The sequence below is a fragment of the Methylobacter sp. BlB1 genome (assembly GCF_015476545.1).
Classification (GTDB): domain Bacteria; phylum Pseudomonadota; class Gammaproteobacteria; order Methylococcales; family Methylomonadaceae; genus Methylobacter.
On sequence record NZ_JADMKV010000001.1, the window covers coordinates 72,759 to 92,684 of the forward strand.

The 19,926-nt window shown below is 50.8% G+C and carries 18 protein-coding genes; all 18 read left to right on the forward strand.

Annotated features, from left to right (window positions below):
- The first annotated feature begins 8 nt into the window (after positions 1-8).
- The 18 genes from IT781_RS00345 to gspD all read left to right on the forward strand — a co-directional run bounded on the left by IT781_RS00345 (position 9) and on the right by gspD (position 19,858).
- Positions 9-701, forward strand: coding sequence for a C39 family peptidase (locus IT781_RS00345; protein ID WP_194968142.1), 693 nt, complete (start codon positions 9-11; stop codon positions 699-701).
- A 24-nt stretch (positions 702-725) separates the two neighbouring features.
- Positions 726-1,199, forward strand: coding sequence for a hypothetical protein (locus IT781_RS00350; RefSeq protein ID WP_194968143.1), 474 nt, complete (start codon positions 726-728; stop codon positions 1,197-1,199).
- A gap of 490 nt (positions 1,200-1,689) precedes the next feature.
- Positions 1,690-3,018, forward strand: coding sequence for a transporter (locus IT781_RS00355; protein WP_228778827.1), 1,329 nt, complete (start codon positions 1,690-1,692; stop codon positions 3,016-3,018).
- A 270-nt stretch (positions 3,019-3,288) separates the two neighbouring features.
- Positions 3,289-6,159 carry a bifunctional [glutamate--ammonia ligase]-adenylyl-L-tyrosine phosphorylase/[glutamate--ammonia-ligase] adenylyltransferase gene (gene glnE / locus IT781_RS00360; protein ID WP_194968299.1) on the forward strand — a complete coding sequence of 957 codons (2,871 nt, stop codon included), beginning with the start codon at positions 3,289-3,291 and terminating at the stop codon, positions 6,157-6,159.
- Between the two features lie 40 nt (positions 6,160-6,199).
- A complete protein-coding gene (locus tag IT781_RS00365) occupies positions 6,200-7,123 on the forward strand; it encodes a branched-chain amino acid transaminase (RefSeq protein WP_194968144.1) in 924 nt (307 codons plus the stop codon).
- A gap of 49 nt (positions 7,124-7,172) precedes the next feature.
- Positions 7,173-8,135, forward strand: a complete 963-nt coding sequence (gene waaF / locus IT781_RS00370) for a lipopolysaccharide heptosyltransferase II (RefSeq protein ID WP_194968300.1) — start codon at positions 7,173-7,175, stop codon at positions 8,133-8,135.
- Positions 8,136-8,147: 12 nt separating this feature from the next.
- Positions 8,148-9,146: a lipopolysaccharide heptosyltransferase I gene (gene waaC, locus IT781_RS00375; RefSeq protein ID WP_194968145.1), complete on the forward strand. Its 999-nt coding sequence runs from the start codon at positions 8,148-8,150 to the stop codon at positions 9,144-9,146.
- Between the two features lie 155 nt (positions 9,147-9,301).
- Complete coding sequence (gene gspE / locus IT781_RS00380) at positions 9,302-11,005, forward strand: type II secretion system ATPase GspE (RefSeq protein WP_194968146.1); 1,704 nt, start codon at positions 9,302-9,304, stop codon at positions 11,003-11,005.
- Between the two features lies 1 nt (position 11,006).
- Positions 11,007-12,224, forward strand: coding sequence for a type II secretion system F family protein (locus IT781_RS00385; protein WP_194968147.1), 1,218 nt, complete (start codon positions 11,007-11,009; stop codon positions 12,222-12,224).
- A 17-nt stretch (positions 12,225-12,241) separates the two neighbouring features.
- Positions 12,242-12,670, forward strand: a complete 429-nt coding sequence (gene gspG, locus IT781_RS00390) for a type II secretion system major pseudopilin GspG (protein ID WP_194968148.1) — start codon at positions 12,242-12,244, stop codon at positions 12,668-12,670.
- Positions 12,667-13,203, forward strand: coding sequence for a GspH/FimT family pseudopilin (locus IT781_RS00395; protein WP_194968149.1), 537 nt, complete (start codon positions 12,667-12,669; stop codon positions 13,201-13,203). The genes gspG and IT781_RS00395 overlap by 4 nt, the downstream gene beginning before the upstream one ends.
- Positions 13,196-13,594: a prepilin-type N-terminal cleavage/methylation domain-containing protein gene (locus IT781_RS00400; protein WP_194968301.1), complete on the forward strand. Its 399-nt coding sequence runs from the start codon at positions 13,196-13,198 to the stop codon at positions 13,592-13,594. The genes IT781_RS00395 and IT781_RS00400 overlap by 8 nt, the downstream gene beginning before the upstream one ends.
- A complete protein-coding gene (locus IT781_RS00405; RefSeq protein WP_194968150.1) occupies positions 13,591-14,340 on the forward strand; it encodes a prepilin-type N-terminal cleavage/methylation domain-containing protein in 750 nt (249 codons plus the stop codon). The genes IT781_RS00400 and IT781_RS00405 overlap by 4 nt, the downstream gene beginning before the upstream one ends.
- On the forward strand, positions 14,337-15,410 hold the full coding sequence (locus IT781_RS00410) for a general secretion pathway protein GspK (protein WP_370526860.1): 1,074 nt from the start codon (positions 14,337-14,339) through the stop codon (positions 15,408-15,410). The genes IT781_RS00405 and IT781_RS00410 overlap by 4 nt, the downstream gene beginning before the upstream one ends.
- On the forward strand, positions 15,385-16,497 hold the full coding sequence (locus tag IT781_RS00415) for a PilN domain-containing protein (RefSeq protein WP_194968151.1): 1,113 nt from the start codon (positions 15,385-15,387) through the stop codon (positions 16,495-16,497). Before IT781_RS00410 ends, IT781_RS00415 begins: the two co-directional genes overlap by 26 nt.
- A complete protein-coding gene (gene gspM, locus IT781_RS00420) occupies positions 16,484-17,065 on the forward strand; it encodes a type II secretion system protein GspM (protein WP_194968152.1) in 582 nt (193 codons plus the stop codon). The genes IT781_RS00415 and gspM overlap by 14 nt, the downstream gene beginning before the upstream one ends.
- Positions 17,062-17,664, forward strand: a complete 603-nt coding sequence (locus IT781_RS00425) for a hypothetical protein (RefSeq protein ID WP_194968153.1) — start codon at positions 17,062-17,064, stop codon at positions 17,662-17,664. The genes gspM and IT781_RS00425 overlap by 4 nt, the downstream gene beginning before the upstream one ends.
- Positions 17,654-19,858 (forward strand): type II secretion system secretin GspD, encoded by a 2,205-nt coding sequence (gene gspD, locus IT781_RS00430; protein ID WP_194968154.1) that lies wholly within the window; start codon positions 17,654-17,656, stop codon positions 19,856-19,858. The genes IT781_RS00425 and gspD overlap by 11 nt, the downstream gene beginning before the upstream one ends.
- The last annotated feature ends 68 nt before the right edge of the window (positions 19,859-19,926 follow it).

The window sequence follows — 19,926 nt, forward strand, 5'->3', positions numbered from 1 at the left end:
GATGCGGTATGAAACGATTGATCGTTATGTACATCTTTTTTATGCTGCCTGCGTTGAACAGTTATGCCGGATCTATCGATTTTAACGGTCTCGCGGGAGCCGGAAACTACAATATACCGGTGACGAGTTTTGCAGAGCGCCGGTTCAAGACCGTTTACAAGCAGCAATATGATTTCAGCTGCGGCTCGGCAACATTGGCAAGTTTGTTGACTTATCACTATGACGATGTGGTCGATGAACAAAGTGTATTTGCCGATATGTATAACAACGGCGATCAGCAGTTGATACAGAAGAAGGGATTTTCGTTATTGGATATGAAGTTTTATCTGGAGAGGCGGGGCTATCAGGCTGACGGATATAAAATCAAACTGGATCAGTTGATCGCAGCCAAGGCCCCGGCAATTACTATTATCGACAATAAGGGCTATCTGCATTTCGTGATCATAAAAGGGCTCAATGAGCGTGAGGTTCTGGTTGGTGATCCAGCCGTAGGCGTGAAAACGATCCCTCGCGATGAGTTCGAGGAAATGTGGGGCAACCGTATTCTCTTTGTAATCCATAATCAACCGAATAGGGCGGCGGCACGTTTTCAGGCTCAGGAAGATTGGGAACTTCAGATTAAAGCGCCATTAGGATCGGCAGTCGATCGAGCCAGCTTGGGGGAATTCAATCTGCTGCAGCCGGGGCATTGGGATTTTTAACAGCTTGATTCAGGAGTATTTAAGATGAAAGCTTACCGATTTAATCGTTACCGAAAACTCCCCGCAGCTGCAGTTTGGCTATTGATCGGCTTCACCTCTCAAGCGCCGGCATCTGATCTGACGGCAGAGGCGGACAGCCCACTTGCTAATTGGGAAGCCGCATCCGATGCCGAGCTGGCCGAATCACGCGGCGGCTTCACTTTGCCGAATGGCATGATGATTGATGTCAGTCTGGAAAAAACAATTTATCTGAATGGCAAGGAATCTTTTTCCTCTGTATTTCAGTTACCGAGCAACGTTGCGCTTTCTCAGAGCGGTTTACAAAACTTATCACAAATATTGACTGATTCAGGGCTGCACTCTGTTATCCAGAATAATCTGGACAATCAGATCATCAACGCTATTACTGAGATTAACATCACCTTGCGAAATCTGCCCTCAAATATCTCAACACTTGTTCCCGGTCTGCCAAACACCATTTCACTCATCGCAAATTAATAACCGATGTTGCGTGGTTGCAGGGTCGAATTCACTTGCGCTCTTTAGGGTATTCGACCCGGAACACTCGAGATAGACAGGCATTGCGAATACCCGCAAGGGGCACAAGTAAATTCGCACTTACACGGCATATCGAATTCTCCTGAAGCGCTTACCGTTGGCATTTCATCAGCCAATAAGTAAATCTACTTAAGTAATATCACTAATTGTTCGTCTATATATTGTTCGTCAATATGTAATGAAATATAAAAAGAAAAACATATTTTAATAATAATAACTATTTAAAAATTGGTTTTCACAGTCTGCTCAACGTTTCATAGATAAACGTTAAGCCGATATCCAAGGGGGCTCATTCCAGTCGTAGTTTTAGTCAGGCAGTTCTTCATTAATTACCGATTGCAGTTTTTAGCGCTTGAAGTGGTTAGCCGTTTATTAAATCAGGGGAGGGCTGTTATTTATTCTTGTCAGTGAAATAATGGAAATGAAGTAAATGAAGCTAGATAAAATTGGGGGTGTGGGATTTTCTCTCGTGGGAGTGCTTAACGGATTTGTCTTTAGCTCAGGTGTGCTGCTTAATAGCGAAGCTTTTGCCGAAAACGCAAGGCACCAGGAGAGCTCCATCGAGGAATACCGAAAACTTTTTCTGGAGCAGCAAAAAGAATTCGAGAAACAGCGGCGTATCATTACTGAGCAGGGTAAGGAAATCGAGATGTTAAAGGCACGTCTCGATTCTTTAACAAACCCGGCAGCCGGAATTAAGCCGGCACCGGTCAATCAGGCGGCCAAGCCGCCTGTAGTGGCCGCGAAAATGAATGCCGGCATGCAATCACAAAATCCGCTTCCTTCCAAACCTGTTGGCGAAGCACCTCCGCAAACAAAAGAAAAAGCAAGACCGCCTGAACTTCCTCGTTTGAGCGAGACTGTCGGCGGCGTGTTAACCAGAAAGGGAAATCTCGTCTTCGAGCCTTCATTGGAATACTCTTATATCGATAACAACAGGGTTTTTCTGGATGCATATACTTTCCCCGCTATTACTGTCGGCCTCATCGATATTCGACAGATTAAACGGCACAGTTTTATCGGCAATTTGGGCGCGCGGTATGGCATTACGGATCGCCTTGAACTGGAGTTCAAAGCACCTTATGTCTACCGTGAAGACACGCAACGTTCACGTCCTGCGGACAGTGGCGCAGGTATTGATGAAACATTCAATGCGACTGGAACTGATATAGGCGATTTGGAATTCGCTGCCCGCTATCAGCTTAGCGGCGGTTCCGGCGGATGGCCGATTCTCGTAGGCAACTTGGTGGCAACGGTTCCGACAGGAACAAGCCCGTTTGACGTGGAATATGCAATGGCTCAAGGCGTAGCTGGAGCGCAATTTCCGACCGAGTTGCCGACAGGCGTAGGCTATTTCAGCATTCAGCCCAGCATCACGGCGATGTACCCCTCGGACCCGGCCGTTTTTTTCGGGAATATCAGTTACAGTTATAACGCCGAGACGAGCGAGGCCGTTGGCAACTTTGATCCGGGCGATGCGGTAGGCTTAAGCTTCGGCATGGGCTTTGGCCTTAATGAACGCTCATCATTCAGTCTGGGGTACTCGCACAAACATGTCTTCAGATCTGACATTAACGGTGCGCCAGTGAGTGACAGCGAACTGGATATAGGACAACTCTTGGTTGGCTATTCTTTCAAGTACACCCCCAAAACGACTTTAAACTTGTCGCTCGGAATAGGCACGACAGACGATTCGCAGGATGTTAAGCTGAATGTCAGGGTGCCGATGACTTTTGATTTATTCTCATCAGGCTCATAATCCCGTTATTTATGGCATAGAGGAAAGGCAGGCTCTGACGTCATTGAAAAAGACAAAAATGTCTGGTCTCCGGGCGCCGCATTAAGGATGCGCTGGTTGAGAAAGTGAATAATGCTTCGTTCAAATCAGACAACTTATTGGATCCGTTGCCGATCATAGTCACGCTCTGCGTGTTGGCTTGATATTCTCAGGGCATTTCAAACAAATACATCTTATGCATCCGTTCACGGATTGGTTATCATGTGGGTTTTCCAGGTCTGTGGGTCGAGCATGTCGTTTATCAATCTTCTTGAATCTGAACTTGAAGCATTACCCGAAGCGTTAAGCGCTAACGTAACATCATCCCTGAGTGCATGGTGCGGACGGCTTTCCGAATTGGAACTAACTTTTCAGGCAGCGCCGGAATTCGTGGCTTCACTGGTCAAGGTCTGGGGATCGAGTGATTTTGTTACGGAAAGCTGTACGCGCCGGCCGGAAATCATCGTCGACCTGGTGAATTCCAACGATCTGTTCATCGCCTATGACGAGCAGGGCTATCATAGCCGAATGGCACAGCTGGCAGTCGATTCCGAAGCCTCGCTGATGTCTGAATTGCGCCGTTTCCGTCGGCGGGAAATGATCAGGATCGCTTGGCGCGATCTGGCCGGCTGGGCTGAGCTGAATGAAACGTTGCTTGAATTGTCGCTGCTGGCCGATGCCTGTATTCAATATGCGCTGGACTTCCTGTATCAGAAAGCCTGCGACTTGCGCGGCACGCCTTTGCTGGCTGACGGCAGTCCACAGCAGTTGATCGTGCTGGGCATGGGCAAGTTGGGCGCCTACGAGCTGAATTATTCTTCCGATATCGACCTGATTTTCGCCTATGCCGAAGACGGCGTCCTGCCGGATCGCAAGGAAACCACTTATGGTGAGTTCTTTACTCGTCTGTGCCGGAGTTTGGTCAAGGTGCTCGATGAAATGACCGTGGACGGCTTTGTGTTCAGGACGGACATCCGGCTCAGACCGTATGGCGACAGCGGACCCATCATCATGAATTTCGACGGCATGGAGATCTACTATCAAACCCAGGCTCGGGAATGGGAACGCTACGCCATGATCAAAGTCCGCCAGGTTGCGGGCGACTTTAAAACCGGTGCGCAACTGATAGCCATGCTGAAGCCTTTTGTGTATCGGCGTTATCTCGATTACGGCGCTTTTGAGGAATTGCGTTCGTTAAAGTTGCAGATTATGCAGGAGCTGAAACGCAAGGACCGTATGGAAAACGTCAAGCTGGGGCCGGGCGGCATACGCGAAGTCGAGTTCATCGGACAGGCTTTTCAGTTGATTCGCGGCGGCAGTGAACGGTCGCTGCAGAAGCGCGGCATTCTGGATATTCTCCAGCGGCTCGGCGAACTGGAGTTATTGACTCAAAGGGACGCCGAGCAGTTAATTGCGTCTTATCGTTTCCTGCGCCGGGTGGAAAACCATATTCAGGCATATCAGGACCGGCAAACGCATGATTTGCCTACCGATCCGGTCGTGCGGGAAATACTGGCCTATTCGCTGGATTATCCCGCCTGGCTTGCATTTAAAGCCGATCTGGACCGAGTCAGAGCTCAGGTACATGCCGTGTTTGGTCTGGTCTTCTCGCTGTCGAAACAGGCTGATGCCGACAGCATCAGCCGGAAAATCTGGAACTGCACAGCCGATGACGCCGAATTGGCAGACGACCTGAGCAAGTACGGTTTTGAGCGGACCGATGAGATGCTGGCCGCCATCAAGGCGTTTAAAAATTCGCTGGCCGTCAGAAAACTGACAGCCAAAGGCGCCGGTGTCCTTGACCGCCTGATGCCGCAATTGATAGAAGCCATGATGCAGGTCGACAACCCCGATGAAACCTTGAAGCGCATTCTGAAGTTATTTGAAGCTGTCGTCGGACGGAATGTTTACTTGTCGCTGCTGGCTGAGAATCCGGGAGCGCTGGCTCAATTGGTCCGCCTGTCGTCGGCAAGCCCCTGGATCAGCGATTATCTGGCGCATTATCCCATTTTATTTGATGAGTTGCTTGATGCGCATTCGCTATTCGAGCCGCTGAAAAAAGCCGATCTTGATGCGCAACTGAGGGTTTTGCTGGCGCAAATCGAGATTCAGGACCTGGAGCAGCTGATGATCGTGCTACGGCAGTTCAAGCAGTTGAATGTGCTCAGGGTCGCGGCGGCCGATATCATGGGCGTTATTCCGCTGATGGTGGTCAGCGATTATCTGACTTATATCGCCGAAAGCATCGTCGAACATGTTGTCGAGCGTGCCTGGCTGATGCTGACCGAAAAACATGGCTACCCGCCCGGCAGCAATGACAAGGCGATAGGCTTTGCCGCGCTCGGGTTCGGAAAGCTGGGCGGTATCGAGCTTGGCTATGGCTCCGACCTGGACATGGTGTTCCTGTATGACTGTGCAGACGGCAATGCCTTGACCGACGGCCCGAAGCCGATTCCGTGCACGCAGTTTTACGGGCGCCTGGGACTGAAAGTCCGGCACATTCTCGATACCAAATTGTTGTCGGGCGTGCTTTACGAGGTTGACATGCGGTTGCGGCCCAGCGGTCATTCAGGGCTTTTGGTTACCCATGTCAATGCGTATGAAGATTATTTACGAAACCAAGCTTGGACCTGGGAGCATCAGGCGCTGGTCAGGGGGCGCTTCATTGCCGGCGATCGGCGGCTGAAAGAGCAGTATGAAGCGATCCGGCGCCGAATCCTGAGTTTGCCGCGTGATACCGAGCAGTTGAAAAAGGAAGTCCGCGAAATGCGCGAAAAGATGCGCGCCGCGTTGGATTCGAGCGAAGCGGACAAGTTTGACTTAAAACAAAGCAAAGGCGGTATTGCGGATATTGAGTTTATAGTACAATTCGGCGTTTTAGATCAGGCGTCGAAAAACGTCGCATTGACCACCTATACAGATAATGTCAGGCTGCTGGACGGTTTGCAGGCGCAGGGTTTTATGACTAAAGACCAGGCGGAAACGCTTAAAGCCATCTACTGCGCATATCGTGATTATGGTCATAAACTGGTTTTACAGGGCGATCGCGCCATTATCGATGAAGCTGAAATTGCCGGAATGAAGGCGCAGGTCGAACAGATGTGGCACGATTTTATGGAATAATTATTAAGTAATTACAAACACTAATGGTGGAGAATAAACAATGACGATGGACGATAGAGACGGCGTTATTTGGCTGGATGGGCAATGGGTTGAATGGCGGGAAGCTAAAGTCCATGTGTTGACGCATACCTTGCATTACGGTTTGGGCGTATTTGAAGGTCTGAGAGCCTATCATACGAAAAGAGGCACAGCGATATTCAGAATGCAGGAACACACGGATCGTTTGTTCCGTTCGGCGCATGTCATGAACATGAAAATGCCTTTCGGCAAAGACGAAATCAACCAGGCGCATCGTGATGCGGTCGCTAAAAACAACCTGGACAGCGCGTATATCCGCAGTATGTGCTTTTTCGGTTCGGAAGGCATGGGGCTTCGGGCCGACAACCTGAAAGTCCATGTCATGGTCGCGGCCTGGTCATGGGGCGCCTATCTGGGCGCGGAGAGCATAGAAAAAGGCATCCGTATCCGCACGTCTTCCTATACCAAAAACCATATCAACAGCACCATGTGCAAAGCCAAAGCCAATGGCAATTACATCAATTCCATCCTGGCATTGCAGGAAGCGCTGGCTACCGGCTACGATGAGGCTTTGTTGCTGGACCATCAGGGTTATGCGGCCGAAGGCAGTGCCGAAAACCTGTTCATCGTGCGCAACGGCAAGATTTACACCCCGGAAACCACCTCGGCGCTGGAAGGCATTACCCGCGATACGATTATCGCGATCGCCAGAGAACAAGGTTTCGAGCTGATCGAAAAACGCATTACCCGCGATGAAATTTATGTCGCCGATGAAGCGTTCTTTACCGGTTCCGCTGCCGAAGTCACGCCGATCAGAGAACTGGACGGACGGGCTATTGGTACTGGCAGCCGCGGTCCTGTCACAGAAAAACTCCAATCCCTGTATTTTGACTATGTGCATGGTCGTCGGGACGATCATGCCGAGTGGCTGACTCCCGTTGCCTAAAAGTAACATCACAAAGATCCTGGTCGTCGGTCCCTCATGGGTCGGCGACATGGTCATGGCGCAAAGCCTGTTCATCACGCTGAAACAGGCTGATCCGCATTGCCAAATCGATGTATTGGCCCCGGCATGGACATTTTCATTGTTGGAACGCATGCCTGAAGTGACAACGGCCATCTCCATGCCGCTGAAGCGCGGGCAATTCGGCCTGATAAATCGCATAAAACTGGGCAGGCAGCTGCGTTCGGCAGGTTATGATCAAGCCTTTCTGTTGCCCAATTCCTGGAAGTCGGCCTTAATACCTTTCTTTGCCGACATTCCCAGGCGCACAGGATACATTGGGGAATGCCGCTGGGGATTGCTCAACGATGCCCGCAAACTGGATAAAAAACGGCTGACCATGACCGTTCAGCGGTTTGTGGCGCTGGGCTTGCCGAAAGCGGCAGTCTTGCCGCCCGAATATCCGGCGCCGCGGATCATGGTTGAACCGGACAGGCGGCAGCGCGTTATTGAAAAATTCAACCTTACCCGCTCGGAGAAAATCCTGGCCTTGTGCCCCGGCGCCGAATACGGCCCTGCCAAGCGCTGGCCGGCCGGCCATTATGCCGAGGTGGCGCGGCAAAAAATCGCTCAGGGCTGGCAGGTCTGGCTGTTCGGTTCCGACAAGGACAAAGACGTTGCGGAAGCCATCAATCAGGAAGCCGGCCGACTGTGCACTGATTTCAGCGGCCGCACCTCGCTGGCCGAAGCGGTCGATTTACTGTCGCTGGCCAGTACTGTCGTGACCAATGATTCGGGACTGATGCATGTGGCCGCCGCGCTCGACAGGAAAGTCATCGCGATATACGGCTCTTCGGACCCTGGCTTTACGCCGCCGCTGAATAAAAAAGCCCAGGTTGTCTCGTTGAATCTCGATTGCGCGCCCTGCTTCAAGCGCGACTGCCCGTTGGGCCATACGCGCTGTCTGACTGAAATCCGGCCCGACCAGGTGCTTGATCTGATCGCAGTGGATTAAAGGTCAGATATAGTGAGAATCGCCATTGTCAAACTGTCCGCGCTGGGCGATATTGTCCATGCCATGGTGGCGTTGCAATTCATCAAGGCCGCCTTGCCTGACAGCCGGATAGATTGGATCGTGGAAGAGCGCTTTGCCGGCGTGTTGAAGGACAATCCCGATATTGACAACGTCCTGACGGTCAACCTGAAATCCTTGAAAAACAACAAGATGTCTGTTTTCAGACAGCTTAAAACAATTCGCGGTTATGCTGTAAATAACTACGATCTGGTTATTGATGCACAGGGTCTGATTAAATCGGCGGTTACGGCCAGATTCCTGGGCAAGCGCGTCGCCGGCTTCGATGCCGACTCGGTCAGGGAGAAAGCAGCCTCCTGGTTTTACGATGTCAAAGTGGCCTGCGCCTATGATGCTAATACTATCGACAGGAATGCCACGGTGCTGTCGGAGCCTTTAGGCATCCGCATCAGCAGGGAACAAATCCTGACCAAAAAGCCGTTTTTGTTTTTCGATCATGAAGATCAAAGCCTCTATACTTATTTGCGGCAAGATCGGCTCAATATCGTGCTGGTCATCGGCTCAACCTGGGAAAGCCGAAACTATCCGGCCAACAGATTTATAAAGATAGCCGAGGCGTTACAGCAGAATTGTCTGGTGATCTGGGGCAGCGAGCAGGAGAAAAACACCGCCGATTCGATGGCCTCGCAGTCGCGCTTTATCAACGTCATGCCGAAACTGGATTTAAACAGCCTGAAGGCATTGATCGCCAAGGCCGACCTGCTGATCGGCAATGACACGGGGCCGACACATATGGCCTGGGCCTTGAATAGACCATCCATCACGATTTTCGGCCCGACGCCGGTCAGCCGCGTCTATCAGACCGATATCAACAAAGTGGTGAAGTCGGCATCAAGCGTCAATCCTTATAAACTGAACAAGCAGGATTACTCGATCAGAGAGATCAGCGAGCAGGAGATTATCGGCAAGGCCAGAACTTTATTGAGGCTGTGACTCAATCACAGAAATAATAGTGCAGTTGTGGAACTAAAGGTTGAAAACCGAGTCACAGTTGGTTTATAAGAAAACCTATAAAGGTGCCAGGTTTAGTTAATAGCAAGGCTTTATTCTCGCAAGCACAGGTGGGATAGGCGGCAGATGGAATTTATATGACAGAGCAAGCAACCGCATACCATGATTTATTGAAAACGTTACAGACCAGGGACAAACTTTCGTCCGGTGAACTGAACAAAGTTGAGCGCATAAGAAAAACGGCCATTTCGGAAAATCTGCCTCAACTGCTAGTGAAGCTGGGCTTGTGCTCGGAACTCGATGTGGCCGACGCATTTGTCGAGTCAGGCGGGTTCGAGAAGATTACAGCCGATCAGTATCCGCTGGAGATGCAATTGCCGGAAAGTATCTCATTGCGTTTTTTAAAACAGAACCATGTGATCGGCATCAAAAACAGCGACGAGGCCATTACCATCACGATGATGGACCCTGAAGATCAGTTTGTGATCGATGCGCTGAGGCTGGCGACTGGCAAGGAGATCATTCCCAAGGTCGGCCTGCTGTCGGAAATCGATGCGGCGCTGGAAATCCAGTACGGCGAAGGCCGGTCGCAGATGGAAAGGATTGTCGATAATCTTCAGTTCGAAGATACCGGTGGCGAGGAAGATCTGGAGCATTTAAAGGATTTGGCCAGCGAAGCGCCGGTTATCAAAATGGTCAACCTGATCATGCAGCGCGCCATCGAAATGCGCGCCTCGGATATCCATATCGAGCCGTTCGAGCAAGCCCTGAAAGTCAGGCTGCGCATTGACGGCGTTTTACAGGATATCAATGCGCCTCCCGTTAAATCGACAGCTGCCGTCATTTCCCGCATCAAGATCATGGCCAAGCTGAACATTGCCGAACGCCGGCTGCCGCAGGACGGCCGCATCAAGGTGCAAATGCTCGGCAAGGAGCTGGACCTGCGTGTGTCGACCATACCGACGATGTACGGCGAAAGCGTCGTCATCCGTTTGCTCGACAAGGAAAGCACCGTATTCGATTTCGAGTCCCTGGGCTTTTCCGGCAGGCATTCGAAACAGTTCATCGATGTTCTGGCGCAGCCGCACGGCATTATCCTGATTACCGGTCCGACTGGTAGCGGTAAATCAACCTCGCTGTATGCGGCGTTGAAGCTGTTGAATACGTCCGAGCGCAAGATCATCACGGTCGAAGATCCGGTGGAATATCAGCTGGAGGGCATCAACCAGATTCAGGCCAAACCACAGATCGGTCTGACTTTCTCCGCGGCGTTGCGCTCTATCGTTCGTCAGGACCCCGATGTCATCATGATCGGTGAGATGCGTGACCTGGAGACGGCGAAAATTGCCGTGCAGTCGGCGCTGACCGGGCACTTGGTGTTATCGACGCTGCATACCAACGATGCCGCCGGCGGTGTAACGCGTTTGCTGGATATGGGGCTGGAAGAGTATTTGCTCACTTCCACCGTGAATGGCATATTGGCGCAACGGCTGGTCAGAAAACTGTGCCCGGAATGCAAGGAACCTTATGTCGCACCGCCTCTCGTTGTCGAGGACAGGCATTTGCGGCGTTTCATGCCGGAAGGCGATATCGTACTGTACAAACCGGTCGGCTGCTCAGCCTGCGGCGGGCTTGGCTATCGCGGACGTCTGGCTATCATCGAATTTCTGCTGATGACGGATCCGATCCGTAAACTGATCATGGCGCATGAAGAAGCCGGCACCATTCAGAAATTGGCTATCGAACAGGGCATGGTCACGATGAGCGATGACGGATTGCAGAAGGCCTTGCAAGGCATCACGACTATAGAAGAAGTGATGCGCGTCACAACGGAAGGCTGATATGGCTTTGTTTTCTTATAAAGCCATCAACAGTCTGGGCGAGACTGAGGAAGGCGTTCGCGATGCCTCTGACGAGCAAGGGCTGATCGCGGCCCTGCAATCGGAAGGTTACATACCGATCCGCGTGGCGCCGGCCACCGCCAGGTCGTTCCTCGGATTCAATCTGGGAGCCAAACAGTCGCGCCTGTCCCAGAAAGAGATCGGTCTGCTGACCAGCGAATTGGCGACCTTGCTGGAGTCCGGCCTGCCTCTGGACCGGTCGCTGTCGGTATTGATGGATTTGACGGCTGACAACGAGCGCCTGAACAAGCTGCTCGGACGGGTTCTGGAAAGAGTGAAAGGCGGCTCCTCCCTGGCCGATGCGCTGGAGAAGCAGGCCGGAGTCTTCAGCAAGTTTTATATCAATATGATCCGTGCGGGCGAGGCGGGCGGCAGCCTGGGCGAAGTGTTGACGCGGCTGGCGGATTATCTGGAACGTTCGCGCGAATTGAAGGATACGATCAGCACCGCGTTGATTTATCCGGTCATCTTGTTGGTGATGTCATTGGCGTCGTTGTTTGTAATGCTGACATTCGTCGTGCCGCAATTTACCGAAATGTTTGAGAGCGCCGGCAAGGCTTTGCCGGTACCGACCCAGATCGTGGTCGGCCTGGCTGAATGGCTGCAAAGCTACTGGTGGATACTGGCGCTCCTCATGGTTGTCGCCTACGGCTATATGAATTTTCAACTGGCCGACCCGGTCACCAAGAAAGCATGGGACAGGCGCTTTCTGGCCATGCCTTTATTCGGCAGCATCATTCTGAACAAGGAAACCGCCAACATCAGCCGCACGTTGGGAACTTTGCTGGGCAATGGCGTTTCTATACTGACTGCTTTGGCGATAGCGCGTGAGACTGTCGACAACCTGGCCTTGGCCGAGGTCTGTGCCGATGCCGAGGAGCAGTTAAAGCAGGGCAGGAACATGTCGGACGCTTTATTGGAAAAAGGCGTACTGCCTAAAATGGCCATGCAGATGATAAAAATGGGCGAAGAAACAGGGAAGCTGGAAGAAATGCTCCTGCGCGTGGCAACTATTTATGATAAACAGCTTAGAGTAGCGATACAGCGTATGCTGGCATTGCTTGAGCCGGCTTTGATAATCACTTTGGGCGTTATGATTGCGGGTATTATCGTGTCGATTCTGCTGGCGATTTTGAGTGTTAATGACTTAGCTTTTTAATGGAAAATTTTTTTACGATGAAACAATATAGAAAACGTACAGAAACTGGCTTTACCTTACTTGAATTATTGGTCGTGCTGGGCATTATCGCCCTGTTGGCCGGCATAGTCGGGCCTCAAGTCATGAAACACATGGGCGAATCCAAAACCAAAGCGGCCCGCGTTCAAGTTGAAGATCTGTCCGCCGCGCTTGACATGTATAAGCTGGATCTGGGCAATTATCCGACGACCGAGCAGGGCTTGAAGGCACTCATCGAATCGCCTGAAAGTGCAAAACGCTGGAACGGTCCTTATCTGCAAAAAGCCAAAATGCCGCTGGACCCTTGGCAGCAGGAATACCACTATGTATTTCCGGGCGAACACGGCAAATTTGATCTTTACACGCTGGGCGCAGACGGCAAAGAAGGCGGCGAAGGCGAAGATCAGGATATCGCAAGCTGGGAATGATGCATAAAACTGAAGGCTCAGGGTTGAGCTCAAAAAGAGCGGCGGGCTTGCGTCTCCCCGCTCATTGGGCATTGTCCAGGACTCAAGGATTTACGCTGCTGGAGCTAATGGTTGTGCTTTTTGTCATCATTCTGGGTTTTTCAATTGTCGCGTTCAATCTGTCATCAGGACGCGAATCGACGCAGCTTCGCGCCGCGGCAAGGGATATTGTTTCGGCGTTGCGTTATGCAAGAGGACAGGCTTTGCTCTCCCATCAGCAGACTACCGTCACCCTTGACCTTGGCGATAACAGCTATCAGGTAAGCGGCCGGGATAAGGTTTTTACGATTCCCGAGTCCATCGATCTCTCGCTGGTCACGGCCCAGGACGAATTAACCGGCGAAGGCCAGGGTAATATACGCTTTTTTGCCGACGGTTCGTCGACAGGCGGAAGAGTTACGCTGGAGCGGGGCGGTTCCAAATGGCGCATCGATATCAATTGGCTGACCGGCCAGGTTGAGCTTGAAGATGCCAGCGAAGGTGCGCATGGGTAAACAACGAGGTTTTTCCCTGCTGGAAATCCTGATTGCGTTTTCAATACTGGCGCTTTCGCTGGGGATTTTACTGAAGATTTTTTCCGGGGGCGTCAATACGGCGTCTGTGGCCGATGAATACACGGCCGCTGTGCAGATCGCCGAATCGTTAATGGTTCAAACGGGGGTGGAAACACCGTTGCAGCCAGGAGAAAGGTCGGGAGTGGAAAATGAAAAATACCGTTGGCTGGTTTCAGTAAGTCCTTTTACGCCGACGATTGAAAATTTTGATTCGGCAACGTTACCCATATTGCTTTTCAAGGTTAACGTCATGGTAGCCTGGGGCGATGATCAGGCGAGCGAGCGACAGATTGAATTAACCAACCTAAGACTCGTCAATAAAGCATTATGAGAAGCTGGAGGCAAAAGGGAGCTTTTTCTGGTGATTCGCCATGTAACTCATCGCGTGGCTTTACGCTTATCGAAGTTCTTATCGCAATGACTTTGCTAAGCGTTATGGTTGTGCTACTGTTTGGCAGTCTGAAAATTTGTGCCCAAAGCTGGGAAATGGGCGAAAAGAAAATCGCCGAAGTCAATGAAGTGGCTGTCGTCTACAATTTTTTTCAACAGCATCTATCGGCCGCCAAACCTTTAAAGGATGACTTTGCGAAAGATGAGTCATCTTTACAGAATGACTTTACGGAAGAAGAGAGTAAGTTGTCTTTTCAAGGCGATGCGCAATCCTTGCAATTTGTTTCCGTATTTCCCGCCAGTGCCGGGCGGGCGGGCTTGCAGCTGTTTTCCCTGGCAGTGCAGGATGAAGGGCCGCAAGGGAACAGTAACGACGGCGCTGAAATAAAAGTGACGTTGACGCCGTTTTTTCCGCTTGCCGAAGGCGAGGAATGGCAAAAGGAGGAGGCTGTCCTGATAAAGCATGTGAGTCATTTTGCTTTGTCTTATTTTGGTCCGGATCAGGAAACCGGCGAGAGCCAATGGCGGGACGAATGGCTCAACAAAAATGCCTTGCCGCGCCTGGTAAAAATCCAGATCGAGCGGGAAGATGAAGTTTACTGGCCGGATATGGTCATCGAACTTAAGGTGGGCGGTGATTCGAGCACCTTAACAGGTGGTGCAGAAGATTCAGGGGTAACAGAGTGATACGCATCAGGAAGCAGGTAAGGCAGAAGGGATTTGCGCTGGTTCTTGTTTTGTGGATATTGAGCCTATTGACTATCATGGCAGGCAGTTTTGCGCTGACTATGCGCAGGGAAGCTGCCATTATTGAAGGCATCAAAAATAACGCGCAGGCCATGGCCGTGGCGGAATCGGGGATTGCCATAGCGGAAATGATGATGTTGATTCCCGATGCGGGCAGGCGTTGGCGGGCAGACAGCAGTGTTTATCAAATAAACTTCGAGAGTGGCAAAGTGCGTATACGGCTTTTATCCGAAACCGGCAAAATAGATCTGAACACGGCCGATCAGGCAGTGTTGCAGGCACTGGTAAGTCATGCCCCCATTGATGAAGGTCAGCAGGCTGGGCTCGTCAATGCCATTCTCGATTGGCGCGATGAAGATGACCTGGTGCGCGAGGACGGCGCGGAAAAGAAAGAATATCAGGATGCCGGTTTAAACTATCAGCCCCGAAACAAACCTTTTCAGGACATCGAGGAATTGCAGTTGGTGCTGGGCATGAACGAAAGCGTTTATGATTGGTTGCAGGGTTTGATCACCGTTTATTCGAGAGGGTCTACGGTCAATCTGCAGCTGGCGTCTCCGGAAGTTTTGCAGGTGTTGCCGGACCTGGACGAAGCGGCGAAAGACGAATATATGCAAGCCAGGCGGGAGCGTTCGGTCGATGCCTTAAAGTCGGCATCACCTTTTAATGAATCATCTTCTTTGGAAGAGACTGGCGAGAGTGCGGCTCCAGCCACAGACAGCGGGGCGGTGACCATTATTTCCGAAGCGCAGCTGGATGACGGCTCAACCGCTGTAATAAACGCGATAATAGCAAGATCAAACAGTGAACAACAATCCTTTGGTCAACAGCCTTTTGGCCAACAACCCTTTGGTCAACAATCCGCGGGACAGCAATCCATGGACCAACAATCCTCGCCGTTTCAGATTTTGAAATGGCAACGCAACTACGCAGGCAATGACTCATTATTCTCTGATGAAATGAGCGAATTATTAGTGACAGAATATGCTGAACCTCAATTCGACAATTGAACTGGATTTCAAGAAGTTTTTTCGCTGGTGGGCGCGAGAACTTAGTTTCTTGGTACCGGAAAAAATCAAGCAGCTCGTCAGCGAGAAGCGGGGCATTATTCTGGTTAGACCAGACAACCACCACCTGGAAATGACCTATGTCCTCAACGGAAAAGTAGAGCCGATAGCCACGCTGGAGCGAAATGAACCCGATATGGCGGAAGTCAAGGCGCTATTAGCCAGAGACGAAAGATTTGCCAAGGCTGATGTCGTTATCAGGTTGACCCGGCAGGATGCTATTCAAAAAGAATTGACCCTGCCTCTGGCAGCAAAGGAAAACTTGGCTCAGGTTGTTTCCTATGAGCTGGACCGTTATACACCGTTCAAACCGGAGCAGGTCTATTTTGCCGTTAAGCCTCTGGCAGACGCCCATGAGCCCGGGCAAATCAATGTCATGCTGGTGCTGACTCCGCGGGAAGTACTTGAGGCGCTCTATGACGATGTAAGCGCGCTGGGCCTGTCGCCCAAAATTGCCGATTATGAGGATGCTGCCAATGATCTTGAGCAGGACTATGATTTTTACAATTTGCTGCCGGAGCAGTTCAGGGAGAAAACCAACAAAAACGCTGCATTGGTTCATGGAGCCTTGATCAGCGCGGTATTTGTCCTGCTGATAGCCGCTATAGCTTTGCCGGTCTGGTTTGAATACCGGGCGGTCAATGCATTAAGCGAACAGCTTGGAGGCATAGAGAAAGAGGCGCGTAAAATCGATGCCTCGCAGTCGGAAATCGATGCGTTGGTGGAAGAGTCGCGCCGGCTGGTTGATGTCAAAAGCTCGGCGCCATCGGTCGTAGTCATGTTGAATGCGTTGAGCGCTTTAATAAAGGATGACACCTGGCTGACCTATGCGCAGTATTCGGATGGGCATCTGCAGATACAAGGGGAGTCGCCGTCCGCTTCTGCCTTGATTGCCGTTCTGGAAGCCTCGCCATTGTTTGATAACGTCCGGTTTGTATCGCCGGTTACGCAAGACAAAATCAGCGGGCTTGAACGGTTTCAGATCACCGTGGATGTGACCAAAGCAGGAGGCATTAATGGCGGCGTATAACAAAACCCAGCGCTGGATTGCGGTAGGCCTCCTGGCGGCTGTGATAGTGATTTTTGGTGTCGTTGTTATTGCGCCCATTGTCAGCAAGGGTATGGAACTGCATGAAACCAAGAATGCGCTGGTTTTCAAGCTCCAGAAGTACCAGCGGATTTTAGCCAGGAAAGACGCCGTCACTGAAGGCATGGATAAAATAAAAGCCCAGCATTTGTCCCAAGGTTATTTTAATGCTCAAGGGACTGGCGCTCTGGCGTCCGCGGATGTACAGGAGTTTATTAAAAAGGCGATTGTCGATGCAGGCGGGCAATTGACCAGTACTCAGGCGCTTCCTGTCAGCAATAAGGATGGCTTCAGCCGCATTATGGTCAAAGTCAGAATGACCGGCACTATTGAAGAGCTGCGCTCAGTGTTGTACAAAATGGAAACGTCGGTGCCGCTGATCATCGTCGATCAGATCGATATAAGGCCGGTGCGAGGCATAAGAAACAGGAAAACCCGACAGATTGAATCGAGCAATGAATTGAATGTGAATTTTCAGGCCGTTAGTTTCATGAGAATACCGCCAGGATGAATGTTAAATTAATTAAATTATTGGCCTCCGTTTGTACCGTCCTGCTGTTGATTATTACTGCCGAGTGGTTATATGCGAAGCATTCCAGAAAGCAACTGCAGAAATCGATTACATCCGTTGAAACCCAACCCTACAAAGTAGGCGACTTGCCAAGCCTGGTGCTGACGAAACAACCGGAGGACAAATACGCTGATCTGGTCACACGGCCCTTATTCATCAAAGGGCGGAGACCTGTAGAAACGGTCGAGGTTGAAGAAGCAACCGCAGTTGGAGGTTCCGATAGTTTTGAATGGCAGCTAACGGGTGTCTATACGAAAGGCAAACAGTTATCAGCCTTGTTCAGCCGTGATAAAGCACCAGCCACGGAAAAAAAATACCTTAAAATAACTGAAGGCGATGATATCAGCGGCTGGACACTGGCCGAGATTCATACAGACAAAGTCGTACTCAAGCAAGGAAGTCATCAAAAAGAGCTTATGCTAAGAAAACCAAAATTAAAAGAATTACCCAAGAAAAAAAGCATACCCAACGCATTTACGCCTAAAGCAGAGGCGCCCAAAGCGGAAGACACGTCAGGAAATAGCGAAAATGAAGAATAATATAAAAAAAATAAAAAAAGCTTCCTGGGCTGTTGTTCTGGGGCTTTCGCTGTCAAGTTGCGAATTTATGGGGCCGCCGGTAGCCGTTAAAAAACCGCTGCCGCCAATACGTACGGACCAGCCGGAGGAACAGGAAGGAGCCGTTTTTAAACACTTGCAAAACAAGCCGCATCCCAGTGAAAAAGTGCGGCCGGCGGCGGAGCTCTATCCCGGAACGGAACGGTTCGTGTCGCGGACGGCAACGCAGCCGGGCAGGGGCGCAGCTCGGGGCGAAGGCGCATACAGCCTGAACTTTGATGAAGCCGACCTGGGCGAAGTGGCGAAAGTGATTCTGAGCGACATACTTGGTGAAAACTATGTATTGAGCCCCAAGGTGGCCGGCAAGGTGACGCTGCAGACCACCCAGGCTTTAACGAAAGAAGAATTATTGCCTACCCTGGAGATGTTGCTGCGCATGAATAATGCGGCGCTGGTCAAGGACGGCCGCGTTTATCATATCGAGCCCGCGGCAGAGGCGTTATACAGCACCGACTTTGCAAGAGCTGGCGCGGCCGGTTACCAGGTGAAGGTCATACCGATCAGGAATGTGGCCGTACAGGATATCGCCGAAGTAATCAAGCCGCTGGTGCAGGAAAAAACCATCCTGCAAGTCGACGGCATGCGCAATCTGCTGGTTGTTTCCGGAACGGCCGATGAACTGGCGCGTATTATGGATATGGTCGCCACTTTCGATATCGATGTCTTGAGAGGGCGTTCATTCGGTATTTTTCCTTTAGTGCATGCCGCGCCGGAGCAGGTTATTGAAGAGCTGGATGCCGTGTTTAATAAAACTGAAAAAGATGAGAGCACCTTTTTCCGGTTTATAGAAATCGAACGGTTGAATGCCATCCTGGCCATTACGCACCAGGCCTCTTATTTAAGAGACATTGAAAGCTGGATACTGCGGCTGGACCGGTCGACTACGGCTACCGGCGGCGGTGTGAATGTCTATAAGGTTCAGAATGTCGATGCCGTAGAATTGGCGGCGACATTGAATGAAATTTTTACCGGCGCATCGACAAAGAAAGATAAAGGCGCAAAGGTTGCTCCCGGAAAAAAAGCCGCTGAAATCACCAATAAGCAGGGGCAGGAGGCGGCAAAAGCGGCTTTCAGCAAACCTGCGGGATCAGAAGGCGGCGGCGTTGCCGAGGTGAGTAAGGAAGTCAGAATTATTGCCGATGAGATCAATAACTCGATCGTCGTTGTCGCGACGCCGGAAGAATATGAAAAGATTCGCGCCGTTATCGTTCAGCTCGATGTTATGCCGCTGCAGGTCTTGATCGATGCGACCATCGTATCGGTGAACCTGACCGACAGTTTAAAGTACGGTATTCAATGGTTTTTAAGTCATCATAATGTGGGTGGCGATCATGTCATTACTAATACTAACACGAGTGGATCAAATATAAGAGGATCATTAGCGGAAGCGCAGGCGGAAGGGACATCGCTCAGGGATATTGCCGCAGGTGCAGTATCAGGTGGCTTTGGCTATGCGTTTCTCAGTGATTCGGGAGATGTACGCGCCGTATTAAATGCATCGGCTAATGACAATAAGCTTAATGTGATTTCTTCGCCGTCGTTGATGGTGCTGAATAATCAGGAAGCCTCAATACAAGTCGGTGATGAAATACCGTTGAGAACGTCTCAGTCATCTGCTCTTCCCACTTCAGGCCAATCTTTCGACGCTAATAGTCTCGTGCAAACCAGCGGCATTCAGCAGCGCAAGACTGGTGTGAAGTTGAAAGTTAAGCCCCGAGTCAATGCAAGCGGTCTAGTGATTATGGATATCGAGCAAAGCGTTGAAAGACCGCAGAAGACGACGGCCAGTAATATCGATTCGCCTACGATACAAAGCCGGGAAATTACCAGTAACGTAGCGGTACACAGCGGAGAAACGGTTGTGCTGGGCGGCTTGATCGATGAGAACGATACCTATAATCAAGATGGGATTCCATTTTTATATAAGCTGCCTTTAATAGGCCCCTTGTTCGGCGGGACGACAAAAGAGAAAGTTAAGACAGAACTGGTTGTGCTGATTACCCCGCGCGTTGTTACAAGCAGGCAGGACGGCCGACTGATTACCGACGAGTTCAGACGCAAATTGACCGGCATTTATGAGATACCGCAAACTGAAGAGGTAACGAAAACGTATTAATGGCTATAGCCAGCGCACCTTAAGTGGATAGTATGGGATAATAGCCGGGTTAAAGAAGATCTCAGCCC